23 protein-coding genes and 1 riboswitch are annotated in these 23,429 nt (G+C 66.3%); of the genes, 10 read left to right on the forward strand and 13 right to left on the reverse strand.

What is annotated here, in order from left to right; translation table 11 throughout:
• Nucleotides 1-3 precede the first annotated feature (3 nt).
• The gene (locus DFS13_RS12175; RefSeq protein ID WP_048984276.1) at nucleotides 4-2,127 is read left to right on the forward strand and encodes a TonB-dependent siderophore receptor; all 2,124 of its coding nucleotides are present in this window, start codon (nucleotides 4-6) and stop codon (nucleotides 2,125-2,127) included.
• A 94-nt stretch (nucleotides 2,128-2,221) separates the two neighbouring features.
• On the opposite strand, the gene DFS13_RS12180 is transcribed toward DFS13_RS12175, so the two are convergent.
• Complete coding sequence (locus DFS13_RS12180; protein ID WP_006484563.1) at nucleotides 2,222-3,454, reverse strand: NADH:flavin oxidoreductase/NADH oxidase family protein; 1,233 nt, start codon at nucleotides 3,452-3,454, stop codon at nucleotides 2,222-2,224.
• Between the two features lie 77 nt (nucleotides 3,455-3,531).
• Here DFS13_RS12180 and DFS13_RS12185 point away from each other — a divergent pair, with 77 nt between their 5' ends.
• From DFS13_RS12185 to DFS13_RS12195, 3 genes are all read left to right on the forward strand, one after another.
• Entirely contained in the window at nucleotides 3,532-3,990 is a 459-nt protein-coding gene (locus tag DFS13_RS12185; RefSeq protein ID WP_006484623.1) for a MerR family transcriptional regulator, read from the forward strand.
• 100 nt (nucleotides 3,991-4,090) lie between these two features.
• On the forward strand, nucleotides 4,091-4,786 hold the full coding sequence (locus DFS13_RS12190) for a hypothetical protein (protein ID WP_034202817.1): 696 nt from the start codon (nucleotides 4,091-4,093) through the stop codon (nucleotides 4,784-4,786).
• Nucleotides 4,787-4,918: 132 nt separating this feature from the next.
• A complete protein-coding gene (locus DFS13_RS12195; RefSeq protein WP_060212872.1) occupies nucleotides 4,919-5,239 on the forward strand; it encodes a DUF1330 domain-containing protein in 321 nt (106 codons plus the stop codon).
• A 28-nt stretch (nucleotides 5,240-5,267) separates the two neighbouring features.
• Here DFS13_RS12195 and DFS13_RS12200 read toward each other — a convergent pair whose 3' ends face one another.
• Complete coding sequence (locus DFS13_RS12200) at nucleotides 5,268-6,104, reverse strand: NAD(P)-dependent oxidoreductase (protein WP_006484602.1); 837 nt, start codon at nucleotides 6,102-6,104, stop codon at nucleotides 5,268-5,270.
• A gap of 71 nt (nucleotides 6,105-6,175) precedes the next feature.
• Here DFS13_RS12200 and DFS13_RS12205 point away from each other — a divergent pair, with 71 nt between their 5' ends.
• Nucleotides 6,176-7,279 (forward strand): LacI family DNA-binding transcriptional regulator, encoded by a 1,104-nt coding sequence (locus DFS13_RS12205; protein ID WP_080331261.1) that lies wholly within the window; start codon nucleotides 6,176-6,178, stop codon nucleotides 7,277-7,279.
• 76 nt (nucleotides 7,280-7,355) lie between these two features.
• On the opposite strand, the gene DFS13_RS12210 is transcribed toward DFS13_RS12205, so the two are convergent.
• The gene (locus DFS13_RS12210; protein WP_111441795.1) at nucleotides 7,356-8,648 is read right to left on the reverse strand and encodes an MFS transporter; all 1,293 of its coding nucleotides are present in this window, start codon (nucleotides 8,646-8,648) and stop codon (nucleotides 7,356-7,358) included.
• A 323-nt stretch (nucleotides 8,649-8,971) separates the two neighbouring features.
• On the opposite strand from DFS13_RS12210, the gene DFS13_RS12215 reads away from it, so the two are divergent.
• Together DFS13_RS12215 and DFS13_RS12220 are read left to right on the forward strand one after the other, a co-directional pair.
• Nucleotides 8,972-10,441, forward strand: coding sequence for a DNA-3-methyladenine glycosylase 2 family protein (locus tag DFS13_RS12215; protein ID WP_111441750.1), 1,470 nt, complete (start codon nucleotides 8,972-8,974; stop codon nucleotides 10,439-10,441).
• Complete coding sequence (locus tag DFS13_RS12220) at nucleotides 10,438-10,971, forward strand: methylated-DNA--[protein]-cysteine S-methyltransferase (RefSeq protein ID WP_006495779.1); 534 nt, start codon at nucleotides 10,438-10,440, stop codon at nucleotides 10,969-10,971. The genes DFS13_RS12215 and DFS13_RS12220 overlap by 4 nt, the downstream gene beginning before the upstream one ends.
• A gap of 13 nt (nucleotides 10,972-10,984) precedes the next feature.
• Here DFS13_RS12220 and DFS13_RS12225 read toward each other — a convergent pair whose 3' ends face one another.
• Complete coding sequence (locus DFS13_RS12225; RefSeq protein ID WP_006495780.1) at nucleotides 10,985-11,803, reverse strand: helix-turn-helix domain-containing protein; 819 nt, start codon at nucleotides 11,801-11,803, stop codon at nucleotides 10,985-10,987.
• 77 nt (nucleotides 11,804-11,880) lie between these two features.
• Here DFS13_RS12225 and panB point away from each other — a divergent pair, with 77 nt between their 5' ends.
• Nucleotides 11,881-12,735, forward strand: coding sequence for a 3-methyl-2-oxobutanoate hydroxymethyltransferase (panB, locus tag DFS13_RS12230; protein WP_111441751.1), 855 nt, complete (start codon nucleotides 11,881-11,883; stop codon nucleotides 12,733-12,735).
• A gap of 29 nt (nucleotides 12,736-12,764) precedes the next feature.
• Here panB and DFS13_RS12235 read toward each other — a convergent pair whose 3' ends face one another.
• The gene (locus DFS13_RS12235; RefSeq protein ID WP_006495781.1) at nucleotides 12,765-13,256 is read right to left on the reverse strand and encodes an Lrp/AsnC family transcriptional regulator; all 492 of its coding nucleotides are present in this window, start codon (nucleotides 13,254-13,256) and stop codon (nucleotides 12,765-12,767) included.
• 156 nt (nucleotides 13,257-13,412) lie between these two features.
• Between DFS13_RS12235 and glmS the strand changes: the two genes are divergently transcribed.
• Entirely contained in the window at nucleotides 13,413-15,242 is a 1,830-nt protein-coding gene (gene glmS, locus DFS13_RS12240; protein WP_111441752.1) for a glutamine--fructose-6-phosphate transaminase (isomerizing), read from the forward strand.
• A gap of 54 nt (nucleotides 15,243-15,296) precedes the next feature.
• On the opposite strand, the gene DFS13_RS40290 is transcribed toward glmS, so the two are convergent.
• Together DFS13_RS40290 and DFS13_RS40820 are read right to left on the reverse strand one after the other, a co-directional pair.
• Entirely contained in the window at nucleotides 15,297-15,644 is a 348-nt protein-coding gene (locus tag DFS13_RS40290) for a hypothetical protein (protein WP_153188208.1), read from the reverse strand.
• 42 nt (nucleotides 15,645-15,686) lie between these two features.
• Nucleotides 15,687-15,790, reverse strand: a riboswitch (SAM-I-IV-variant riboswitch).
• Between the two features lie 656 nt (nucleotides 15,791-16,446).
• Nucleotides 16,447-17,250, reverse strand: a complete 804-nt coding sequence (locus DFS13_RS40820) for a hypothetical protein (RefSeq protein WP_012493105.1) — start codon at nucleotides 17,248-17,250, stop codon at nucleotides 16,447-16,449.
• Nucleotides 17,251-17,347: 97 nt separating this feature from the next.
• Between DFS13_RS40820 and DFS13_RS12260 the strand changes: the two genes are divergently transcribed.
• Nucleotides 17,348-17,599 carry a hypothetical protein gene (locus tag DFS13_RS12260; protein WP_048984259.1) on the forward strand — a complete coding sequence of 84 codons (252 nt, stop codon included), beginning with the start codon at nucleotides 17,348-17,350 and terminating at the stop codon, nucleotides 17,597-17,599.
• A gap of 140 nt (nucleotides 17,600-17,739) precedes the next feature.
• On the opposite strand, the gene DFS13_RS12265 is transcribed toward DFS13_RS12260, so the two are convergent.
• From DFS13_RS12265 to DFS13_RS12290, 6 genes are all read right to left on the reverse strand, one after another.
• Nucleotides 17,740-18,828, reverse strand: a complete 1,089-nt coding sequence (locus DFS13_RS12265) for a porin (protein ID WP_111441753.1) — start codon at nucleotides 18,826-18,828, stop codon at nucleotides 17,740-17,742.
• A 193-nt stretch (nucleotides 18,829-19,021) separates the two neighbouring features.
• The gene (locus DFS13_RS12270; RefSeq protein WP_006484583.1) at nucleotides 19,022-19,357 is read right to left on the reverse strand and encodes a Rieske 2Fe-2S domain-containing protein; all 336 of its coding nucleotides are present in this window, start codon (nucleotides 19,355-19,357) and stop codon (nucleotides 19,022-19,024) included.
• Between the two features lie 3 nt (nucleotides 19,358-19,360).
• Nucleotides 19,361-19,672 carry a YciI family protein gene (locus DFS13_RS12275; RefSeq protein ID WP_006484614.1) on the reverse strand — a complete coding sequence of 104 codons (312 nt, stop codon included), beginning with the start codon at nucleotides 19,670-19,672 and terminating at the stop codon, nucleotides 19,361-19,363.
• A gap of 108 nt (nucleotides 19,673-19,780) precedes the next feature.
• On the reverse strand, nucleotides 19,781-20,848 hold the full coding sequence (locus DFS13_RS12280; protein ID WP_069353897.1) for a maleylacetate reductase: 1,068 nt from the start codon (nucleotides 20,846-20,848) through the stop codon (nucleotides 19,781-19,783).
• Nucleotides 20,849-20,855: 7 nt separating this feature from the next.
• A complete protein-coding gene (locus DFS13_RS12285; RefSeq protein WP_006484608.1) occupies nucleotides 20,856-22,322 on the reverse strand; it encodes an aldehyde dehydrogenase family protein in 1,467 nt (488 codons plus the stop codon).
• 50 nt (nucleotides 22,323-22,372) lie between these two features.
• Nucleotides 22,373-23,392, reverse strand: coding sequence for a hypothetical protein (locus tag DFS13_RS12290; RefSeq protein WP_006484584.1), 1,020 nt, complete (start codon nucleotides 23,390-23,392; stop codon nucleotides 22,373-22,375).
• Nucleotides 23,393-23,429 lie beyond the last annotated feature (37 nt).

Raw genomic sequence — 23,429 nt, forward strand, 5'->3', positions numbered from 1 at the left:
ACAATGAAGTTCAAATCGATGCTGCCCGCCGCCGTGCTCGCGGCGCTCTCGCCGGCCGGGCAGGCCCACGCACAGGAACGCGGCGTCGACGGTGCCGGCGCCACGCTCGCGCCGATTCGCGTCGACGCGCAGAAGGCGCCCGCCCTGACGCAACCGCTCGACACCGGCAGCCATCTCGGGCTGTCGCCGCTCGAAACGCCCGCGAGCGTCGAGCAGATCAACCGCGCGACGCTGGACACGCGCGGCGACAACTCGATCATCGACGCCGTGAGCCGCGCCGCCGGCATCAGCGCATCGCCGCATCCCGGCAACGGCAACTCGGAGCTCGCCGCGCGCGGCTTCGTCGGCGCGTCGTCGGTCACGCAGCTCTACGACGGCGTGCGCCCGTACGGCGCGATCGGCGTCACGTTCCCGTTCGACACGTGGTCGGTCGACCACATCGACGTGTTGCGCGGCCCCGCTTCGGTGATCTACGGCGAAGGCGCGATCGGCGGCGTGGTCAACATCGTGCCGAAGAAGCCGACGCGCACGCCGATCCGCAACGAGCTGCAGGTCGGCGGCGGCACCGAAGGCACGGCGCGCGCCGCGTTCGGCAGCGGCGGCGCGATCAACGACAAGCTGTCGTACCGCTTCGACGTCAGCGGCAACCGCTCGTCGAACTGGGTCGATCGCGGCGACTCGCGCAACCTGTCGGTGTCCGGCGCGCTGCGCTACGACGTGACGCCCGACCTGTACGTGACGGCGTCGTATGCGCAGGGCTTCATGCATCCGATGCAGTATTTCGGTGTGCCGCTCGTCGACGGTGCGCGCGATCGCGCGCTCGACAAGAAGAACTACAACGTCGGCGACGCCGACATCGCGTTCCGCGACAGCTGGGCCACCGTCTCGGCGAACTGGCAGCCGAGCGACGCGCTGAACGTGACGAGCACGCTGTACCGGATGAAGAGCAACCGTCACTGGAAGGACGCCGAGTACTACACGTACCTGCCGTCGAGCGCGCAGGTGCGGCGCAGCAGCTACACGGAGATCTTTCACGACCAGGAACAATACGGCAACGTGACGACGGCCACCGTCGGCAGCGCGCTGTTCGGGATGCGCAACACGTTTTCGGCGGGCGTCGAGTTCAACCACACGACGTTCCAGCACGACAACAATTCGCCGTATGCGGGCACGTCGACGGTCGATCCGTTCAACGTCGATCCGGGCAGTTTCATCAACACGGCCGGCACGTTTCCGAAGTACCGCAGCCAGTCGAACCAGTACGCACTGTTCGCGGAGAACCGGCTCGAGATCACGCCGCGCTGGTCGGTGATCGGCGGGCTGCGCTACGACCATGCGAGCGTGAACCGCGACGATCTCGTGAACGGCGGCGCGTTCACGAAGGTATTCGCGAACACGGGCTGGCGCATCGGCACCGTGTACGACGTGCGGCCCGGCCTCGCCGTATACGGCCAGTATTCGGTCGCGGCCGATCCGGTCAGCTCGCTGCTGTCGCTCAATGCGTCGAAGGCCAGCTTCACGCTCGCGACCGGCCGGCAGATCGAGATCGGCGTGAAGCAGTCGTTCCTCGACGGCAAGGCCGAATGGACGCTCGCCGCGTACCGGATCGTGAAGCGTAACCTCCTGACGGCCGACCCGGTGAATCCGAACCAGTCGATCCAGGTCGGCCAGCAGTCGTCGCGCGGGCTGGAGGCGACGGTCGGCGCGGAGATCGCGAAGGACTGGCGCGTCGATGCGAACGTGTCGATCCTGCGCGCGAAATACGACGATTTCCAGCAGTCGTCCGGCGGCGCGACGGTGTCGCGCGCGGGTAACGTGCCGGTGTCGGTGCCGCAACGGCTCGCGAACCTGTGGGTGAGCTGGCGCTTCGCGCCGGACTGGACCGGCATCGCGGGCGTCAAGTACGTGGGCAAGCGGTTCGCCGACACCGCGAACCAGCTCGTGATGCCGTCGTACACGACCGTCGACCTCGGCCTCGCGTGGAAGCCGCGCAAGGACACGACGATCACCGCCCGCGCGTACAACGTCTTCAATCGTCGCTACGTGCAGTCCGCGTATTACAACGAGACGCAGTATCTGCTCGGCAACGACCGGCGGTTCGAGCTGCTGGCGAACTACCGGTTCTGATGCGGCGCGCCGCCGCGCAACGCGTCCGCCGATGCGTGCGCGGCGGCGGGTCGGTCAGCTTCCGGTCTCGCCGCTGCCCGCCCGAAACGGCCCGTCACGCGCGCGGGCCGGCCATCCACTTCCGGTAGCGCCGCGTCTGGCACTGCGCGGCCAGTTGCTGGCGCACCAGCGCGCGCAGCGGCGACACCCGAGGGTGCGTGCGACGCCCTTCGCTGAGCCGCGTGAGCTGGAACTTGACGACGGCCATGTTCGCCAGCGCGCCCAGCGCCTTGTTCTTCCAGCGGATCGGCTGCAGCACCGGCGCGCTGTCCTTGCCCGCGCGCCAGTCGCGCGGCAGGTTCGGGTCGATCGACAGCGCGGTCGCGATGCCGACCATCGCGACACCGCTGTTCACCACCTGCTCGGCCACCGCACGGCGCCGGATGCCGCCCGTGACCATCAGCGGCATCCGCGCGACGGCCGTGATGTCGCGCGCGAATTCGAGGAAGTACGCTTCGCGCGCGAGCGTGCGCCCGTCGCGCGCCTCGCCCTGCATCGCCGGCACTTCATAGCTGCCGCCCGACAGTTCGACGAGATCGACGCCGAGCGGATTCAGCAGTTCGACCACCCGCTTCGCGTCGTCCGCGCTGAAGCCGCCGCGCTGGAAATCGGCCGAGTTCAGCTTCACCGCGACGACGAAGGCCGGCGACACCGTCGCGCGCACCGCCTTCACGATATCGAGCAGCAGGCGCGCGCGATTCTCGATGCTGCCGCCCCACTGATCCTGGCGGCGATTGGTCAGCGGCGACAGGAACTGGCTCAGCAGATAGCCGTGCGCCGCGTGCACCTGCACGCCGGTGAAGCCGCTTTGCTCCGCGAGCTGCGCGGCGCGCACGAAGCGCTGCTGCACGTCGGCGATGTCGGCCGCCGTCATCTCCTTCGGCACCGGAAACTGCTTCGACAGCGCGCCGAGCGCGAGCGGCACGGCCGACGGCGCGAGCGTCGTCTGGCCCAGCGCCGCCTGCATCTGGCGCCCCGGGTGATTGATCTGCATCCACACGTGCGCGCCGCCCGAGCGCGCGATCTGCGCCCAGCGGCGGAACCGGTCGAGATGCGCGTCGCTTTCGAGCACGACGCCGTTCGGCCCCGTCATCGCGCGGCCGTCCACCATCACGTTGCCGGTCAGGATCAGGCCGACCTGACCGTCGGCCCACGCCTGGTACAGGCGCAGCAACGCGTCGGACGGCGCGTGGTCCGCATCGGCCATGTTTTCTTCCATCGCGGCCTTGGCCAGACGGTTCGGAATCACCGCCCCGTTGGGCAGTGTGAGCGGCGCAAACAGATTCATGGTGGACACCCTCGATTGACGATGCCCAACGATAACTTTAAAGTCAACTTTAAGGTCAAGCCCTTTTGGAGCCCATCATGAAAATCGGCGAACTGGCGAAGGCGAGCGGCCTCGCGGCGTCGCGCATCCGCTTCTACGAAGCGAGCGGCCTGCTCGAACCGGCCCGCCGCCAGGCAAACGGCTATCGGGAATACGGGCCGGAAGCATTGACGCGGCTCGCGATCATCGATCGCGCGCAGCGCGCAGGCTTCTCGCTCGACGAGATCCGCGCGGTGCTGCCGCCCGATCTCGGCGCATGGCCGCACGACGAACTGCTGGTCGCGCTGCGGCACAAGGTCGACGAAATCGCGCTGCTCGAACGGCGTCTCGCGCAGAACCGGCAGCACCTCGAGACGCTGATCGACGAAATCGAGAACAAGCCCGAAGGCGAGGATTGCGCGGGCGCCGCGCAGCGGATGCTCGACCGGCTCTGCGAGCAGGCCAGCCAGCCGCTGGAGTCCGCCCCTGTGGTGCGGCCGGCGCGCAAGCGCGCGTGACCGGCTACACTGCGTCACCCATCGATCAACCGGCGCTGCGGCGACACGCGTCGCCGCATGCGCACCGTCTTCCGCCGAGCACCCTCACGACCGTATCCGCATGACGATCCCCCGTATCAAAGGATTTTTCATCGCCGTACTGCTGACGTTCGGCATCGGCAGTGCCTTCGCGTCGACGTGCGACGACACGCATTCGTCGATCCGTTGCCCGGACACCTCCGATCTGCCGGCCGACATCGTCGCGCAACTGCCCGCCGGTTACGAAGCGCTGGATGCCGCATCGGGGCGCCTGACCGACGGCACGCACAACGGTTACGTCGTCGTCGCGCATCAGCCCGGCGATTCGATGCAAACGCCGTCGCTGCGTCCGCTGCTGATCTTCCTGCAGGGTGCGAACGGACGCTACCGGCTGGCGGCCCGCAACGACACCGTGATCATGAAAGCCGACGAAGGCGGCATGGGCGACCCGTATCTCGATGGCGTCGCCGAGAACGCGCTCACGATCGAGCCTCGCATGTTCACCGTCGAACAGGGCGTATTCGCAGGCCATAACCACTGGCGCGACCGCGTGACGTTTCGCTATGACGTCGCGCATCGCACGTGGCTGTTCCATCGCGAAGTGTTCCGGAACTGGCGATTCAACTACGAGCAGGACGGCGATGCGCTGAAGGCCGACCCGGTACGCGTCACGCGTGCGAATGCGGCAAAGGCCGTTTCGTTCGAAGCGTGGCGGCCGAGTTACTGGTGCGATTCCGCCGAGCGGCGCAACAACGATCCGGCTTGCCGCAAGCATTGACGGCGGCCGGCCGGCGGCGAGGCGGGCGCGGCTGCGAGGATTTGCTTACGTCGCAGGTAATCGACGCGCGCCGTCCGCGCCGCGATCATGGCTCCATCGACTCTCGAACCGCATCACGCCAAGGAGCCCGCCATGACCGCCTACGCCATCGCCCACCTGCATGACGTCGACATGTGCGACGACATCGTCGAATACCTCGAACGGATCGACGGCACCCTCGCGCCGTACGACGGCCATTTCGTGATTCACGGCGCACGCCCGGAAGTGCGCGAAGGCGAATGGCGCGGCGACCTGATCGCGATCGCGTTTCCCGATCTCGACACGGCGCGCGCATGGTACGAATCGGATGCGTACCGGCAGATCCAGCCGCTGCGCGCGCGACACGCGAGCGGCCCGCTGATCCTGATCGATGGCGTCGACGCGCGGCACAAGGCGACCGACATCCTGCGCTGAATCATGACGCCGGCGATGCCGACGCCGCTTACGACGCCTTCCGCTCCATCGGCTCGCCGACGACGAATCCACCGCCCTGGAACCGCTGCGCGGGATCGTCGTACTCGGCGGTCGGCGCCGTCACCGGGAACAACCCGGCGAACTGTTCGGAGCTGTCGCGCGGACGGAAGCCGAGGAAACCGACCTTCGTGTTGTCCCACCACTTCACCGGGTTGTCCGACGCGCCGTAGACGATCGCGTGCCCGACGCGGTTCGTCAGCAGCGAGCAGCGCACGAGCTCGATGAAATCGCGATAGCTGAGGAATGTGACGAGCATCCGCGGATTCTTCGGCACCTCGAACGACGAGCCGATCCGCAGACATACGGTTTCGATCCCGAAGCGGTCGAAGTAATACCGCGACAGCGATTCGCCGAAGCACTTCGTCACGCCGTACAGGCTGTCGGGGCGCAGCGGCGCATCGGCGTCGAGCACTTCCGTGACCGGATGGAAACCGATCGCATGGTTCGAGCTCGCGAACACGACGCGCTTCACGCCGTGCTTGCGCGCGGCTTCGTACAGGTTGTACGTGCCGGTGATGTTCGCGCCGACCAGATCGTCGAACGGCGCATCGACCGAAATGCCGCCGAGGTGGACGATCGCGTCCACGCCGTCGACGAGCTGCATCACGGCCGGCCGGTCGGCCAGGTCGACCACGCGGATTTCTTCATGCGCGGCCGCGTCGTCCAGCGCCGCGATGTCGCTGACGCGCACGACGTCGGCCCAGTCGGCGAGCGCGCCGCGCAACTGGCGGCCGAGGTTGCCGGCCGCGCCCGTCAGCAGCAGGCGGCCGAACGGTTTGCGCGCGGCGGTGGATGAGGCGTTCATCGAATCTCCTTGGATCTGACCTGAAGCGGAAAACGTTTTCCAACTATACGCGGACGCGCCGTCGAACGTCAATGGTCGAACCCGTTCGCAGCCATCCGCACTTTCCCGATATCGACGGCTGGCCGCGCGCCGGCTTTTTCTGCCACAATCCGGCGTTATCGAACGAAAACGTTACCCTTCCGATGAAAAAAGTTTCCCCGACGATCCGCGACGTGGCCGCGGAAGCCGGCGTGTCGGTCGCGACGGTATCGAAGTACGTGAACGGCACGCAGCGCTTCTCGCCGACCGTCGAGGCCCGGCTCAAGGAAGCCATCGAGCGGCTCGGCTACCGTTCGAACCCGCTCGCGCGTTCGATGATCACCGGCCGCACGCGCACGATCGGCCTCGTGATCCTCGACATCAGCAACCCGCACTTCACGAACGTGGTGAAAGGCGCGAACCGCGTCGCGCTGCAGCACGACTACACGCTGCTGCTCGTCGATACCGAGGAGAGCCAGGCGCGCGAACGCTCGCTGATCGAGGCGCTCGCGCAGCGCGTCGACGGGCTGATCGTCAGCACGCGGATGCCCGACGAGGAAGCCGGCTGGATGCTCGACCTCAACAAGCCGCTCGTGCTGCTGCGTCGCAGCCCGGGCCTGCCGATTCCGAGCGTCGGCATCGACAACCGGCTGTCGACGTACATGCTCGCGCGCCATCTGCTCAACCTCGGCCACACGCGCATCGCGTATCTCGGCTTCGGCACCGCGCGCGTGAACGACGAACGGATCCAGGGCGCGCGCGACTGCCTCGCCGAAGCGGGGCTCACGCTGGACGTGCACGACGCGCATGCGCCGACCGCCGAAGCCGGCGAGCGCGCGTGCTCGCGCGTGATGCTCGGGCCGCAGCGCCCGCAGGCCGTGATCTGCTACAACGACCTGATCGCGCTCGGCTTCATGAAGGAAGCCGCGTCGCTCGGCTTCCGGCTGCCGCAGGACGTGTCCGTCGCCGGCATCGACAACGTGCCGTATGGCGAATACGCGGCGCCCGCGCTGACGACCGTCGACATCCAGAGCGAGAACATGGGCGAGCTCGCGATGCAGAAGCTGATCGACGCGCTCGCGGGGCGCACCGACGCGAGCTATTCGACGTTCGAGCCGCGGCTGATCATGCGTGCGTCGACGGCCCCGGCCGGCTGACGCGTTCGCGGCACCCGGCTTCCCCGCCCACAAAAAACGCCGCCCGAGGGCGGCGTTTTCGCTTGCGGATACGCGATCACGCGTCGAGTTTCGCGGGCTTCATCTTCGGCGTGAGCCCGTGCATCACGGCCAGCGCGATCAGGTAGGCCGATGCGCCGATCGCGAACAGCACCCAGTAGTGGCCGGTGCGCTGCAGCACCTGGCCGATCACTTCCGAGAACAGCACGCCGCCGATCGAGCCGGCCATCCCGCCGATGCCGACCACCGACGCGACCGCGCGGCGCGGGAACAGGTCGGACGCCGTCGTGAACAGGTTCGCCGACCAGCCCTGGTGCGCGGCGGCGGCAAGGCCGACGATCAGCACCGCGACCCACAGGCTCTGCACCTGCGACACGAACGCGATCGGCAGCACGCAGCATGCGCAGATCAGCATCGCCATCTTGCGCGCACGGTTCACGCTCCAGCCGGCGCGCAGCAGCATCGACGACAGCCAGCCGCCGCCGATGCTGCCGACCGTCGTCAGCGCATAGATGCAGACGAGCGGCAAGCCGATGTGCTGCATGTCCATCCCGCGCGACTCGTTGAGCCACTTCGGCAGCCAGAACAGGTAGAACCACCACACCGGATCGGTCAGGAACTTGCCGACCAGGAACGCCCACGTCTCGCGCTTGCGGATCAGCTCGCCCCAGCGCGGCGCGCCGGCGTCCGCGTTCGCCGCGTCGAGCGCTTCGGCTTCGTCGCGCGGCTCGTCGTATTCCGCGGCGAGCGCGCGCGTGTCGGCGGTGCGATACATCGCGAGCCATACGGCGAGCCACACGATACCGATCGCGCCGATGATCACGAACGCCGCGCGCCAGCCGTAGGCCACCGCGATCGCCGGGATGATCGCCGGCGCGAACACCGCGCCGATGTTCGCGCCCGAGTTGAAGATGCCCGTGGCGAGCGCGCGTTCGCGGCGCGGAAACCATTCGGCCGTGGTCTTGATCGCGGCAGGGAAGTTGCCGCCCTCGCCGATGCCGAGCAGCGCGCGCACGAATGCGAAGCCCGTCACCGAGCCGACCGCCGCATGCAGCATCGCGGCGATGCTCCACACCAGCATCGCCACCGCGTACGACACGCGCGTGCCGAGCCAGTCGACGATGCGCCCGAAGCCGAGCAGGCCCAGCGCATAGAACGCCGAAAACGCCATCACGATACGGCCGTACTGCACCTGGCTCCAGCCGATGTCGTGCTGGAGCATCGGCGCGAGCAGGCCGAGGATCTGCCGATCCATATAGTTGATCACGGTCGCGAAAAACAGCAGCGCACAGACGGTCCAGCGATAACGGCTGGCGGTCGCGCGCACGGCGCCGACGACGGCAGAGGGCATGAATGTCTCCGATGCACGGTCGCGCCCGTCGCGCCGCACGAAGTTCGTTGACCGGCGACCGGCGCCGGGGCGAACGGCGGTGCGCTGCGGCGCACGGCCCGTTTCGCCGCTCCATCTGGAAAACGTTTTTCAAAGGATAGGACGGGTGCCGGCGCCGTGTCAGTCGGGGATTTCGATGAGTCATCTCAAATTCGTCACGGCAAAAGAGACGACTGTTTCGCAGATTGGTATTAACCGTTTTTCCCCTGATTTTCCCGCTGCGGACCAACGGGCGCGCGGCCGCCAGGACACATGTCCGATTCCAGCCAGAATCGACCGCGAGGATGGTTTACAGTCGCCCCATGCGCCTCGATCCCGACACCTGCTACGACGCCCTGCTTTCGCGGAACCGCCGCTTCGACGGCTGGTTCTTCGTCGGCGTCGCGACGACCGGCGTGTACTGCCGCCCGGTCTGCCCGGTGAAGCCGCCGAAAGCGCAAAACTGCAGCTACTACCCGACCGCCGCGGCCGCCGAGAAAGCCGGCTTCCGGCCCTGCATGCGCTGCCGCCCCGAGCTCGCGCCCGGCCACGGGCTGCTCGACCTGTCCGGCAATCTCGCCGACGCGGCCGCGACGCTGATCGACGACGGTTTCCTGAACGCGCATTCCGTCGCGGCACTCGCACGGCGCGTCGGCGTGACCGAACGCCATCTGCGGCGGATCTTCGGTTCGCAGTTCGGCGTGTCGCCGGTCGAGTTCGCGCAGACGCAGCGGCTGCTGATGGCCAAGCGGCTGCTGACCGATACCGCGCTGCCGGTGGCCGTCGTCGCGTCGACGGCCGGGTTCGGCAGCGTACGGCGCTTCAACGACCTGTTCCGCCAGCGCTACGGCCTCAATCCGCTGCGGCTGCGCAAAGGAGCCGGCGCGTCGGCCGACGGCGACATGACGTTCCCGCTGCCGTACCGGCCGCCGTTCGCGTGGGCCGACCTGATGCGCTTTCTCGCACAGCGGCAGATCGACGGCGTCGAGCGGATCGACGCGCACGGTTATGCACGCATCGTCGAACTGCCGAACCGGAACGACGGCGGGCGCGTGGCCGGCTGGCTGTCCGTCGCGCACGTGCCGCAGCGCTTCGCGCTCGCCGTCACCGTGTCGCCCGCGCTGACGCCGGTCGTGCCGGCCGTGCTCGCGCGCGTGCGCCGGCTGTTCGATCTCGACAGCCGCCCCGACGTGATCGATGCGCATCTCGGCGATCTCGCGAACGGTTCGCCGGGCCTGCGCGTGCCCGGCGCGTTCGATGGCCTCGAGATGGCGATCCGTGCCATCGCGGGCGAGCAGCTTGCGGCGGCGCAGGCCGATACGCCGCTGCTCGCACGGATCGCGGCACGCTTCGGCAATCCGGTCGATGGCGCGCCGCCGGGCCTCGCGCATGCGCTGCCGTGCGCCGCGACGCTGGCCGCGCTACCGCCTTCGGTCCTCGAAACGATCGGCATCGAGCGCGACACGGCGCACGCGATCGTGTCGCTCGCCCGCGCGGTCGACGACGGCACGCTCGCGCTCGAACCGATGGCGCCGCTCGACGCAACGCTCGCCGCGCTGCGCGCGCTGCCCGGCTTCGACGAACGCGCGGTGCAGTACGTCGCGATGCGCGCGATGGCGTGGCCGAATGCGTTCCCCGCCGACGACGCGTGGCTGCCCGCCCGCACCGAGCGCACGCGCGTATCATCATCGGCGCCGCATGCGGCACGCTGGGCGCCGTGGCGCGCGTATGCCGCGCTGCACGTGTGGCGCCTTCATGGAGAGAAGTTGCGATGACGCCCGCTCATCTGATTCCGAGCCCGCTGGGCGACATCGCCGTGCGCATCGAGGACGATGCGCTGACCGGCCTGTACTTCGTCGGCCAGAAATACTTCCCGTCGCTGGCGATCGTGCGCGAAGCGGATGCGCTCGCCACATCGCCCATCGCACGCCAGGTCGCGGAAGAAATCGCCGAATACTTCACCGGCGCGCGCGACACGTTCTCGGTGCCGATCCACCTGCGCGGCACCGCGTTTCAGCGACGCGTATGGCAAGAACTGCTGGCGATTCCGTTCGGCGAACTCGTGTCGTACGGCGACATCACCGAGCGCGTCGGGCTGCCGATGAGCGGCGCGCGCGCCGTGGGCGGTGCGGTCGGCCGCAATCCGGTGTCGATCATCGTGCCGTGTCACCGCGTGGTCGGCGCATCGGGCAGCCTGACCGGCTATGCGGGCGGCATCGACCGCAAACGCGCGCTGCTGTCGCTCGAAGGCGCAGAACTTGCACGCGGTGTGCATCACCCGATGCAGCACGCGCTCGCGTTCTGATCGGCGGAACGCATCACGCGCTCAACACCGGCCGGCGCGCTTCACGCTTCGCGTACGCGCCGGGCGTCACGCGGAATTTCGCGTGGAACAGCGCGATGAACGACGACGTCGAGTCGTAACCCAGTTGCGCGGCCACCGTGCCGATCGGCGCGCCCGCATCGAGCAGCGGCAGCGATGCGAGCAGCCGCACGGCCTGCCGCCATTCGGTAAACGACAGCCCCGTGTCCTGCCGGAACAGCCGCGACAGCGTGCGCCGCGTCGCGCCGACCTGATGCCCCCATTCGTCGAGACTGCGCGTGTCGCCCGGCGCCGCGTGCAACGCGCGCGCGATTTTCAGCAGGCGCGGATCGCGCGGCAGCGGCACCGTGAGCGGCGCCGGCTGCATGCGCGCGATCCGGTCCGCGATCAGGCACACGAGCGCACCGTCTGGCCCCGCCTCGTCGTAATTCACCGGCAACTCGCCGGTCGCGATCATCAGTTCGCGCAGCAGCGGCGTCATGCAGAGGATCGTGCAATCGTCGTTCACGTCGCGGCGCGCGATGGCTTCGTCGAGATACAGGCTGTGAAACGCGACGCAATCGCGCGTCGACACCGCGTGTGGCACGTGCGGCGGAATCCACATCGCGTAGTGCGGCGGCAGCAGTTGCCGGCCCGACGGCGTCGTCACCTCGAGCACGCCGCTCGTCGCATACATCAGCTGGGCCCACGGATGACTGTGCGCATCGACGCTCGCGTTGCCGGGAATGCCGAACGCCCGCACGTACAGCGGCCGCGGCAGGCGCGCCATCGGCGGCACCGCGTAAGGGTCGCCGGGTTGTCCCGCCAGCAACATAAGACGTCCTCCGAAGGTCATTGCACGAACGAGCGCGATGCTACCGTGGCGGCTCCTTTTTCACACGGCTTCCGCTCATGAGCGCTCATACCCGCATCACCCGCAAGACCGTCACCGCGATCCGCTCGACCAAAGGCATCGGCAGCCTCGTGTCGCTGACCGCGTATTCCGCGCCGATGGCGAAACTCGTCGACGACGTGGCCGACGTGATCATCGTCGGCGACTCCGTCGGCATGGTGCTGTACGGGATGCCCGATACGCTGCGCGTCACGCTCGACATGATGATTGCACACGGGGCCGCCGTCGTGCGCGGCGCCGCGCAGGCGTGCGTCGTCGTCGACCTGCCGTTCTCCACGTTCCAGGAATCGCCCGCGCAGGCGTATCGCTCCGCCGCGCGGCTGCTCGCCGAAACCGGCGCGCAGGCCGTGAAGCTCGAAGGCGGCTGCGAGATGACCGACACGATCCGCTTCCTGACCGATCGCGGCATTCCGGTGATGGCGCATGTCGGCCTCATGCCGCAGCAGGCCAACGCGACGGGCGGCTTCCGTGCGCAGGGCATGGACCCGCGTTCGGCCGCGCAGGTGTTCGACGCCGCGTGCGCGGCCGAGCGGGCCGGCGCGTTCGGCGTCGTCATCGAAGGCACCGCCGAAGCGCTCGCGCGCCACCTGACCGAAACGCTGACGATCCCGACGATCGGCATCGGCGCATCGCCCGCGTGCGACGGGCAGGTGCTCGTGACGGAGGACATGATCGGCGCGTTCGATGCGTACACGCCGCGCTTCGTGAAGCGTTACGCGGATGCGAACGCGGTGATGCGCGACGCGATCCGCCAGTACGCGCACGACGTGCGGCAGCGCGTGTTTCCCGGGCCCGCGCATTGCTTCGGATACGGCAAGCCGCTGCAACTGGCGGGCGCGGCCCCGGCTGCGTGAGGCGGGACGAACGACGCGGTTACCGCACGCTAGGTGCGCTGGCGCATCGCATGCGCGACCCGCGCGTTCGCTTCGAATTTCGCGCGATGCGTCGAGAAAAACGTCCGCACGTTGCGGACGTTCGATGCGCCGGTGAACAGCCGCCGCGCGAATTCGTCGTATTCGGCGACGTCGGCCAGATCGGCGATCACGACGAAATCGGGCCCCGGCGACACGCGATAGCACTGCGTGACGGCCGGCTCCGCGCACACGTACGCTTCGAACGCGTCGTAGTCTTCGGCCGTCTGCCGGTCGAGGCTGATCTCGATCAACGCGGTGACCGCCGTGCCGATCGCGACCGGGTCGAGCACCGCGACCTGCCGGCGGATCACGCCGGCCTCCGTCAGCCGCCGCACGCGACGCATGCAGGTGGGCGGCGACGACAGCGCGCGCTCGGCGAGTTGCAGGTTCGATACCGATGCATCGTCCTGCAGGATCGCGAGGATGCGCAGGTCGAGATCGTCGAGGGTGATGCCGGCCATCGGCCACTCCTTCCCGTCAGAGATTGAAATTTAATTTCAACATGATAGACGATCATCCGTCTGTTTCATATTTGTTTGTTTTTTGAAATTTAATTCCATCTCACCGGCTCTACCATCGCTCTCACTGATCCAGACAGGACATTTACGGAGCGCGATATGTGTGGAATTGTCGGGGCGGTTGCCCAGCGGGACATCCTGCCGAACCTCGTCGACGGCCTGAAGCGGCTCGAATACCGCGGCTACGATTCGTGCGGCGTCGTGGTCTACCGCGACCGGGCGCTGGCGCGCGCCCGCAGCGTCGATCGCGTCGCGAACCTGCAGCGCGAAATCGCCGAGCTGGCGTTGTCCGGTTACACGGGCATCGCGCATACGCGCTGGGCCACGCATGGCGCGCCCGTCACGCTCAACGCGCATCCGCACTTCTCGCCGAGCGACGCGAATGCGCGCATCGCGCTGTCGCACAACGGGATCATCGAAAACTGCGATCAACTGCGCGCGGAATTGCAGGCGCACGGCTATGTGTTCGCGAGCCAGACCGACAGCGAGGCGATCGCGCACCTGATCGACCACCTGTACGACGGCGACCTGTTCGACGCGGTACGGCGCGCGGTCGCGCGACTGCGCGGCAGCTATGCGATCGCGGTGATGTGCCGCGACGAGCCGCACCGGATCGTCGGCGCGCGCGACGGGATGCCGCTCGTCGTCGGAGTCGGCGAAGGCGAGAATTTTCTGGCGTCCGACGCGATTGCGCTGTCGGGCATCACCGATCGCATTGCCTACCTGGAGAACGGCGACGTCGCCGACATTCAGTTGCATCGCTACTGGATCGTCGACGCGGCCGGCCAGCGCGTCGAGCGCACGGTACAACGCGTCGCCGCGCATAGCGGCGCGGCCGATCTCGGATCGTATCGCTACTACATGCAGAAGGAGATCTTCGAGCAGCCGCAGGCCGTGGCCGATACGCTGCTCGACGTTTCGTCGATCATGCCCGAGCTGTTCGGCGACGGCGCGTGGCGTGTGTTCAACGACGTCGATTCGGTGCTGCTGCTCGCGTGCGGCGGCAGCTATCACGCGGCGCTGACCGCGAAGTACTGGATCGAAAGCATCGCGAAGCTGCCGGCGAGCGTCGAGATTGCCAGCGAGTTTCGTTATCGCGACAGTGTGCCGAATCCGCGCACGCTGGTGATTGCGGTATCGCAGAGCGGCGAGACGGCCGATGTGCTCGGCGCCGTGCATGTCGCGAAACGCAGCGGGATGATGCATACGCTCGCGATCTGCAACGTGGCGACGAGTGCGCTGATGCGCGAATGCGCGCTGCAGTTCGTGACGCGTGCGGGGGTGGAGATCGGTGTCGCCTCGACGAAGGCGTTTACGACGCAGCTCGTTGCGCTGTTCCTGCTGACGTTGTCACTGGCGCAGGTGCGCGGGCGGTTGAGTGACGATGCGGAAAAGGAGCATCTGCGGGCGCTGCGGCATCTGCCCGATGCGATGTCGAAGGTGCTCGCGCTGGAGCCGCAGATCATGGCGTGGTCGGAGTTGCTCGCGCGACGCGACAACATGCTGTTTCTCGGGCGCGGGATGCATTATCCGATCGCGCTGGAAGGCGCGCTGAAGATGAAGGAGATTTCCTATATTCATGCGGAGGCTTATCCGGCCGGGGAGTTGAAGCATGGACCGCTGGCGCTCGTGAGTAATGAAATGCCGGTGATTGCGGTTGCGCCGAACGACGTGCTGCTCGAGAAGCTCAGGTCGAACATGCATGAGGTCAGTGCGCGGAATGGACGGCTTTTTGTGTTTGCGGATGTGGACTGTGGGTTGGTGCCGAGTGAAGGGATCGAGGTGATTCGGCTGAACGAGTACTACGGGCCGTTGTCGCCGATCTTGCATACGGTGCCGATGCAACTGCTCGCGTATCACGCTGCGCTCGCGCGGGGGACGGATATTGATAAGCCGAGGAATTTGGCTAAGTCGGTGACGGTGGAGTGAGGGGGCGAGTTCTCCCCCTCGTCGGCTGATACAGCGACGATGCGCATGCGTCGTCTAGTGGCTGCTCTCCGGCGTGCTTCCGGCCACCGCCCTCACGAAATGGTGCTCCACCCGAGTCCGGAGCACCCCCTCCAGCGCGGCAAGCCGCTCACGCAGCCGGACCGCTTGCCCTTCCGTCATTTCGCCGAGCACGATCTTCTGTTCGAGAACGTCACCACAGCGGGTGATAGCCCACCGATCGACCGTAGCCGTTTCCCCTTCGAGCACGGCCGCCGCGGTCGAGACGATGCCCGGGTTCCGTCTCGAAACGAGATGAACCGTATGCGTCAACGTGAAACCGGGAAGGAAGTGCGACCAGTCTTCACAGACGGTCGGGCGGGAAGCGGAGGAAACTTGGCTCATGGTAGCTCCGGATGAATGGTTATCGAACCGGTGCCAGCCATGCTGCTCCCGTTTCGTTGCCGTCAATCGGCCGCATCGCCTCGAGGGCGTCCACCTTGCCCGGGAGGGCAGGTTGGCGTCGGGAAACCCGACTCTGGATGCTTGAACTCTCACGTTCGACATTCCGAACGTTGATTCATTATATCGAAAATCCGGAAGCTGACAAGCTGTCCAGTAAAAGCCACATTCCGGCTGGAGTGCCTCCACCGATCCGGCCCTCATACGAGAGGGAGCGTACGTCGACGTTCAAGTTCGCGGACGATCAGCCGAGGCTGCCGGACCGGGAGAGCGACAGGGGAATACGCCGGATGGCTCGGCACGACGCGAGGCGAAGCGAAGCAGCGCGAACCCATCCTCCTCCCGTTCTCACGCGATGTCCTTGTTCTTGATCCGAATATCGCGTCCCTGAAACGGCCCGTATCGTGATCGTGCACATGCACGATCACCTGCGTCGGATCGAACCGCCTCGATACCTCACGAAAATCGTGATTCACGCGTTTCATACCCTCGAACATCTCGGCATGCAGTACTGCGTCCTCAAGCGGTATCGGCGCACTGGTCGACGCCCGTTCGAGATGAACGTGCAGGAAGCTCGTCAGGTACGCAGCATCGGGGAAGCGGACAGAACCTGCTCGATATCGGACAGGAAGACCTTCGCACCGTAAAACGGCACGCTCGAATCGTTGCGGCCGTAGACAAACGGGAACGGGAAATGGCTGGTCCGCGATGCGAAGTCCGTCAGGCGTATGCCATGTGCGGACATTCACCTGGAACGAGGCCCGACATTTGCAATGTCATCGAAGAGCTTCTCCAGCTTGTCGACATGGTGAAGTATTGCCGCGAGGTCACGATTCGGCTCAATTTTGTTGAGCACCTCAACATCGATTTCGAGAATTTTTGCAATTTCCTTTGCGAGCGCGGCGGAAATCGGCCGATGCCCTTTCTTCCCTTTGGGAGTCAGTATGTGACTTACGCGAGACATGGAACGCCACCCAAGCTGCAAAGCCAGATTCTTTTTAGTGCCGACCGGCATTTTTTCCAACTGCGCGATCAGATTTCTCCGCCTCCGCTCCTCGGGAGGCAGTTGAAAATCCTCGATAGGCCCGCCTGTGTCGAATGCGGAATTTTGTCGAACCCTCGCAGCTTCGTCCTTTGCCGCCTGTTCCTGTAACGACTCGCGCTTTCGCGCTTCAATTCTGGAGTTCAACCCGGCAAGGCCACGTTGACGATTTCGCCGGGCCGCTCGGACATCGGCACCGAGCTTGACGAGCGCGGAAATATCGCCGTTTTGTGCCGCCTTTACACACTCCAGTACATGCGCCTCGAGAAGTACCTGATATTTCTCGAGCCACACTGCTCGCTCGGCCCTTTGAGCACGACCGAATTCGTCGATCCCGCGCTGTAACGATGCCGACAACCCGGATTCAAAGCGCTCCCCGAGAAGACGGGCGAGCTCCTGGCCTACGCCCACTCCCCGCGCTTGCGCCGAGGCGACCAGATTCCGCTTCAGACTCGCCGGGATACGAGCAAACAGGGGCTCGGTGCGCGCTTTCAGTTTATCAACCATGCAATCACTTTAGCATGACTGCCCGAACACGACGCCATGGCCTAAAGTCGCTCCAGTCACACTTCGTGGCCAACCTTCTCTAGAAAAAGAGGCAAATATGAGCAAACTCGGCATCGCGGAAGGCATTAAATTGCGCGGAAATGTCAATCGCATTACCGAAATCATGACGCAAGGCACACTGGAGGACGCCGTCGCCTGTTTCGCCCTGGGCGGAATGACGCTGCAGGCGAGCGGCGGCGACGTCCCTCTCCTGCGCAATCTGTCGGAACTGACCCGCACGGCCTTGCCGAAACGGGTGGTCAAGGACTACTTCGGCGCAAGTAACGGCGTCGTCATGAGTCTCGCGTAAGCGAGTATGGCAATCGCAAACGCCGTAAAAGTGGAAAAGAAAACGGGCCGCCTGGCCCGTTTTCCGTTTGATCCGTCCAACGACAGGCGTCGCATACGCGACGCACCACGACGCATCTGAAGCGCGGCACCGCCGCCCCGTCAAAACACCGTATGCACCCCCACCCGCGCCACCGCCTGACTCGCGGAACTCGACGCCCCGTTCGGATCCAGCACGCCGTTCACCTGCGCATTCGCGCCGTTATTCGCGCGCTGATAATCCGCCGACACATACACCATCGTCCGCTTCGACAACAGGTATTGAAGCGCGACGCTGACCTGATGCGCATGGTCGTCGTTCAACGCTTCATTGCCCTTCATGTACATGTATTTCGCGCCCAGCACGACGTCCGGCCTGATTCGCCACAAGCCGCCGGCCTCGGCCATCCACACGCCCGCATCGTTGAACGAATTGCGCACGGTGGTCATCAGCGCCTTCGCGGTCACGACACCGAAGTCGTAGTGCATCCCGACACCCCAGTTGCGCACGCTGGTCGATGGCACACCCGGCGCCGGACCGTATTTCTCGTTCGTATAGGCCGCGCCCACGCCGAAGGCTCCGAGCTCATAGTTCACGCCGGCGCTGACGGCGTTGTCCGCGCCGATCGAACCCGCGACGCCGCCGAACGCATACATCACGCCGCCGGACAAACCCGCGACGGTCGGCGAGCTGTACTTGACCGAATTCGCGATCGGCTTGCTGCCTGCGGTGCGGTCCCAGTCGAATGCGCCGGTCGGATTGCCCGGCAGCGCGAGACGCTGGAACGGGCCGTTCCGAAAGCCGTACAGCCCGGAAATGTCCCGCGAAATCGCGTTGCCCTTTGAAAACAATGCATCGACCATGAAGTCGTACTGATTGCCCAGCGTGATGCTGCCGAAGCGGTCGCTCTCGATCCCCACGTAGGCATTGCGCCCGAAAATCCCGGTCCCGATGATGCTGCCGTTCGCCATCGAGAACTGGTTCACGAGCGCGAAGGTCGCGCGATACCCGCCGCCGAGATCCTCGGTGCCGCGCAGGCCGAACAGGTTGGGCGCGAATATGCCGTCGTCGAACTTGACGTTCTTTCCGCCGCCCTCGTTGCTGACATACGTGATGCCGGAATCGATCAGCCCGAACATCGTCACGCTGCTTTGCGCCCATGCGCCCTGCGCCACGGCAAGCACCGCCAATACACCAAACCTGAGTTTCATGTCGTCTCCGTCTTTTTTATGAAAATGCGAGTCCGTCACCCGCTGCGAGGCGGGTGTTCGCTCATTGCTTCGTGGAAAATCGCGTTGATTCAGGCAGTCACATCAACACCGGAAATGGGTTTTACCGATCGATCAATTCAGAACAATTCCCGGCGAACCCGCATCGACGCGCACGCATTCAACATGCGCCAAGTCAAGCGCCCCGAAAGACGATCCATGCGGATGCGTCCACCTCGACGGCCACGGTTTCCAGCCCGGCCCCCGTGCAGGGTCCGTCGATACACACGCCATCATCGAACCGGAACAACGCACTGTGATGCGCGCACATCAACACCTGCGACCGGTAGCACGACACATTGCCCGGCACGAAATCGAGCGGCACCGAAAAGTGCGGGCAACGATTCACGTACGCCCACACCTGCTCGCCACGCCGCACGACGATGACGGGACGCCCGATGCAGGCTTCGTCGACGACCCGCGCGCCGCCGTCGGGCACATCGGCCACGCGACACAGCTGTTTCGCTTCCATCGCTCACACCCTGTGCTCGGGGTTGCCGAGACTCCAGTCCCACGGGCGCACCTCGACGCGCGAGAACAGGCCCTCCTTCACATATGGATCGTTGCCGATGAACTGCATCACCGCATGGATGTCGTCCGCCTCGACGACGAGCAGCGTGCCGTTCATCGCATCGTCCTGCGGGTCCAGCGTCGGGCCGCCGAGCCGCACATACACGCCATGCTCGGCCGCCGAGCGCAGATACGTCCGGTGAATCGGCCGCATGCGGTCGCGCACGTCACGCATGCCCGGCTGGTCGGTGGCAAACACCGCAAAAAAACGCGCCATGGCGATCAGCTCCGATCGAGGACGAAGCCGAACATCGCTTCGCGGTGCAAGCCGTGCAGGCCGGTCTGGTCATTCATCACGTCGTTCTCCGTTCGCCCATCCGGCCGCTCAATGCGGCGCGCGTCCTTCCCATGCGTGCTGAAGCAACGCGCGAATCGCCGCGCGTTCGATCGGCCGCGGGTTCGCATACGGGTTCCTGCATGCGAGTTCCGCCGCTTCGTCGAGCCCCTGCTGCGGCATCCCGATATCGGCTAGCGCCGGCGCGATGCCGAGTTGCGCGTTCAGCCTGAACAGCAGCGGCCCGGCGTCAGCCGCGTCGCTCCCGCCCAGCGCCCGCGCGACGCGACGCAGTGCGTCGGGCGCGGCGGCGTGGTTGTAATGCGCGGTATGCGGCAACATCGCCGCGTGCGTCTGCGCGTGCGGCAGGTTGAACGTGCCGCCGAGCGTGTGACAAAGCTTGTGATGCAACGCCATGCCGACCGCGCCGAGGCAGGTGCCGGCGAGCCACGCGCCATACAGCGCGCGGCTGCGCATTGCGCGATCTTGCGGATCGCGCACCACGACGGGCAATGCTTCGCCGAGCGCACGAATCGATTCCTCGGCCATCAAGCTGATGACCGGGTTCGCGTCTTCCGCGTAGAGCGCCTCGACCGCATGCGCCATCGCATTGACACCGGACGCCGCCGAAATACCCGGCGGCAGCGACACCGTCAGCGACGGGTCGTAAATCACGGTCCGCGGCAGCACGCGTGCGTCGCGCCCGGTGCGCTTCAACCGGCCTTCGGTGAGCCCGTAGATCGGCGTCATCTCCGAGCCGGCGTAGGTCGTCGGCACGGCGAGGATCGGCAGCGACGATTCGAGTGCGATGGCCTTGCCGAGCCCGATCGTCGAACCGCCGCCGATCGCGATGCAGCAATCCGCGCCCAGTTCGGCGGCCGTCTCGCGCGCCGCGCGGGCGACCTCGACCGGCACGTGCATGACGGCCTCGGCGCACACGCCGGCCGCACGTTCGCCCAGCACGTCCTTCACGCGATCGGCGAGCGGCTGCTGTTCGGGCGTGGAGAGGATGAGCGCGCGGCGGGCGCCGAGCGCCGACAGCTCGTCCGGCAGCCTGTCGAGCGCGCCCCATTCGAAGACCACGCGCGAGGGGGTGCCCTGATAGACGAAGCGCTCCATACGAGCCTCAGCGCTTGAAATGCGGCGGCACGTTGCCGTCGACGTTGACCCACACCGAGCGTGCTTCCGTGTAGTCGTGCATCGCCTCGAAGCCCATCTCGCGGCCGTAGCCCGACTTGCCGACGCCGCCGAACGGGCTGCCCGGATTCACGCGCTTGTAGCAGTTGATCCAGCACATGCCCGCGTCGATCCGCGCCGCCATCCGGTGGGCGCGCGACAGGTCGTTGGTCCACAGGCCGCTGCCGAGCCCGTATTCCGTCGCGTTGGCGATGGCCAGCGCTTCGTCGTCGCTGCCGAAGCGCAGCACGGTGACGAACGGGCCGAACACTTCTTCCTGCGCGACGCGGTCGGTCGCATGCTTCGCCTCGACGATCGTCGGGCGCACGTAATAGCCATTGGCGAGCGCCGGGTCCTGCGGCGCGCTGCCGCCCGTCAGCACGCGGCCGCCCTGCTCGCGCGCGACGTCGACATACGACAGCACGCGATCGAGGTGCTGCTTCGACGTGAGCGGCCCCATTTCGGTATTCGGGTCGAGCGGATTGCCGATCCGGATCGACGACGCGAGCGCGACGAAGCGTTCGAGAAACGCGTCCGCGATGCGTTCGTGCAGCACCAGACGCGACCCCGCGATACACGCCTGCCCCTGGTTGTGGAAGATCGCCCACGCGGCGCCGTTGATGGCCGCGTCGAGGTTGGCATCGTCGAACACGATGTTGGCGCCCTTGCCGCCCAGTTCCAGTTGCACGCGCTTCAGGTTGCCCTGCGATGCTTCGACGATTCGCCGGCCGGTCGCCGTCGAGCCGGTGAACGCGATCTTGCCGACGCCCGGATGTTCGGCGAGCCGCTGGCCGGCCGTATGGCCGTAGCCGGGCACGATGTTGACGACGCCGGCAGGAAATCCGACCTCGGCCATCAGCTCGACGATGCGCAACGTCGACAGCGGCGTGATTTCCGACGGCTTGAGCACCACCGTGTTGCCGGCCGCCAGCGCCGGGCCCATCTTCCAGCTCGTGAACATCAGCGGAAAATTCCACGGCACGATCTGGCCGACCACGCCGATCGGCGCGCGCTGCACGTAGTTCAGGAAGCCGGTGTCGACCGGTATCACCGAGCCTTGCAGCTTGTCGGCCATGCCGCCGAAATAGCGGAAGCAGGCCGCCGTGCGCGGCACGTCGAGCGCACGCGAATCGCGAATCGGGTGGCCGGTGTCCAGCGATTCGAGCTGCGCCAGCGCTTCCGTGTTCGCTTCGATCGCATCGGCCAGGCGCAGCAGCAGGCGGCCGCGCTCGGCGGCCGGCATCGCCGACCAGGCCGGGAAGGCGCGCGTCGCGGCGTCGACGGCCAGATCGACGTCCGCCGCGGTGGCTGCCGCGATCTTCGTGATGACGGAGCCGTCGTGCGGGTTCAGCACGTCGATCGTGCCGCGATCGACGGCGTCAACGAAGCGCCCGTCGATGAAGAGTTGGGTTTGCATGAATCGTCCTCGGTGTAATGCGGAAGCGGAAGCAGACACTGACGCGCGGCCTAGAACGCGATCGGGTACGGCGCGAGCTCGCCGCTCTCGTAGCGTTGCGGCAGATCCGGCGTCGCGTTTTCCCAGACCAGCAGCATCGAGCGCTTCGTCGAATATCCCTGGTGCCGGATATCGGCCGGCATCGCGCAGATGTCACCGGCCCGCATCGTGATGCGGGCGCGCGGCGCGCCGGTGTTCTTGTCGCCGATATCCCACACGATTTCGTCGGACAGTTGCAGGAACCATTCGACGCGGTCGTTGCCGTGGAAGACCGGCAGGATGAATTCCTCGGTGGTCGGGCAGAACAGGCTGCGCCCGCACACCGACGTGACCGACGGATTCCACGTCACGTCCGAGCGCGACAGGTACTTGAACAGGTTGAACGCGTGCAGCTCGCCCTCGAAGCCCGGCTCGACGTGCACTTCCGGCTCGTCCTGCGCGACGTCGAGAAACGCGCGGTTGACCGGCAGGTCGTCGCGCAACGGCGAGTCGCCTTCGAGCCCCGGCATGCGGCGCGTCGCGATCCGCGTGCGCTCGATCGCCGCGCCGTTGTCGCCGTGCTTGCGGCCGAACGCCGTGCCCGTTTCCTCGGGCGCCGCGAACGGGTCGAAGCCTTCGTTGGTCCAGTCGTGCAGCATCGCCTTGAAGGTCGCCATGATCGTCGGCGTGTCGAAGGTCTCGGTGTAGTCGACGCCGGCGTCCTTCAGAATGCCGTTGAAGGTGCCCGCATACATGTCGACCTTGCCGTAGTGATTGCGCGTGCCGAATACGTGGTCGAAATTCACCCAGCCGTAGAAGAAGCCCCACGCGACGTCGCGCATCATCGCGCGCAGGAATGCGTCGGCCGGCATCGCATGCGTGCGGGTCTGGCCTTTCGCGGGCCAGCTGATCTTCACGAAATATTCGTCGCGCTGGAATGCGAATTCGCCGAGCTGAAAGCGGCGGTAGCCGGTGACGGCATCGGCTTCGGTCGATCGCACCAGATCGGCGGCGAAGCCCGTGGAAAGGTCGAGGGTCTCGAGGGTGGCCATAACGTGTCTCCTGGAATAGTCGAATGCGGTCGGGCGG

The sequence above is a fragment of the Burkholderia sp. 28_3 genome, assembly GCF_003253915.1.
Classification (GTDB): Bacteria; Pseudomonadota; Gammaproteobacteria; order Burkholderiales; family Burkholderiaceae; genus Burkholderia; species Burkholderia cenocepacia.

What these genes read in the sequence shown, in the direction of transcription:
- DFS13_RS12175 (WP_048984276.1), top strand. Translation starts at nt 4, where the DNA reads ATGAAGTTCAAATCGATGCTGCCCGCCGCCGTGCTCGCGGCGCTCTCG.
- DFS13_RS12180 (WP_006484563.1), bottom strand. Translation starts at nt 3,454, where the DNA reads ATGAATCTGTTTGCGCCGCTCACACTGCCCAACGGGGCGGTGATTCCG.
- DFS13_RS12185 (WP_006484623.1), top strand. Translation starts at nt 3,532, where the DNA reads ATGAAAATCGGCGAACTGGCGAAGGCGAGCGGCCTCGCGGCGTCGCGC.
- DFS13_RS12190 (WP_034202817.1), top strand. Translation starts at nt 4,091, where the DNA reads ATGACGATCCCCCGTATCAAAGGATTTTTCATCGCCGTACTGCTGACG.
- DFS13_RS12195 (WP_060212872.1), top strand. Translation starts at nt 4,919, where the DNA reads ATGACCGCCTACGCCATCGCCCACCTGCATGACGTCGACATGTGCGAC.
- DFS13_RS12200 (WP_006484602.1), bottom strand. Translation starts at nt 6,104, where the DNA reads ATGAACGCCTCATCCACCGCCGCGCGCAAACCGTTCGGCCGCCTGCTG.
- DFS13_RS12205 (WP_080331261.1), top strand. Translation starts at nt 6,176, where the DNA reads ATGGTCGAACCCGTTCGCAGCCATCCGCACTTTCCCGATATCGACGGC.
- DFS13_RS12210 (WP_111441795.1), bottom strand. Translation starts at nt 8,648, where the DNA reads ATGCCCTCTGCCGTCGTCGGCGCCGTGCGCGCGACCGCCAGCCGTTAT.
- DFS13_RS12215 (WP_111441750.1), top strand. Translation starts at nt 8,972, where the DNA reads ATGGTTTACAGTCGCCCCATGCGCCTCGATCCCGACACCTGCTACGAC.
- DFS13_RS12220 (WP_006495779.1), top strand. Translation starts at nt 10,438, where the DNA reads ATGACGCCCGCTCATCTGATTCCGAGCCCGCTGGGCGACATCGCCGTG.
- DFS13_RS12225 (WP_006495780.1), bottom strand. Translation starts at nt 11,803, where the DNA reads ATGTTGCTGGCGGGACAACCCGGCGACCCTTACGCGGTGCCGCCGATG.
- panB (WP_111441751.1), top strand. Translation starts at nt 11,881, where the DNA reads ATGAGCGCTCATACCCGCATCACCCGCAAGACCGTCACCGCGATCCGC.
- DFS13_RS12235 (WP_006495781.1), bottom strand. Translation starts at nt 13,256, where the DNA reads ATGGCCGGCATCACCCTCGACGATCTCGACCTGCGCATCCTCGCGATC.
- glmS (WP_111441752.1), top strand. Translation starts at nt 13,413, where the DNA reads ATGTGTGGAATTGTCGGGGCGGTTGCCCAGCGGGACATCCTGCCGAAC.
- DFS13_RS40290 (WP_153188208.1), bottom strand. Translation starts at nt 15,644, where the DNA reads ATGAGCCAAGTTTCCTCCGCTTCCCGCCCGACCGTCTGTGAAGACTGG.
- DFS13_RS40820 (WP_012493105.1), bottom strand. Translation starts at nt 17,250, where the DNA reads ATGGTTGATAAACTGAAAGCGCGCACCGAGCCCCTGTTTGCTCGTATC.
- DFS13_RS12260 (WP_048984259.1), top strand. Translation starts at nt 17,348, where the DNA reads ATGAGCAAACTCGGCATCGCGGAAGGCATTAAATTGCGCGGAAATGTC.
- DFS13_RS12265 (WP_111441753.1), bottom strand. Translation starts at nt 18,828, where the DNA reads ATGAAACTCAGGTTTGGTGTATTGGCGGTGCTTGCCGTGGCGCAGGGC.
- DFS13_RS12270 (WP_006484583.1), bottom strand. Translation starts at nt 19,357, where the DNA reads ATGGAAGCGAAACAGCTGTGTCGCGTGGCCGATGTGCCCGACGGCGGC.
- DFS13_RS12275 (WP_006484614.1), bottom strand. Translation starts at nt 19,672, where the DNA reads ATGGCGCGTTTTTTTGCGGTGTTTGCCACCGACCAGCCGGGCATGCGT.
- DFS13_RS12280 (WP_069353897.1), bottom strand. Translation starts at nt 20,848, where the DNA reads ATGGAGCGCTTCGTCTATCAGGGCACCCCCTCGCGCGTGGTCTTCGAA.
- DFS13_RS12285 (WP_006484608.1), bottom strand. Translation starts at nt 22,322, where the DNA reads ATGCAAACCCAACTCTTCATCGACGGGCGCTTCGTTGACGCCGTCGAT.
- DFS13_RS12290 (WP_006484584.1), bottom strand. Translation starts at nt 23,392, where the DNA reads ATGGCCACCCTCGAGACCCTCGACCTTTCCACGGGCTTCGCCGCCGAT.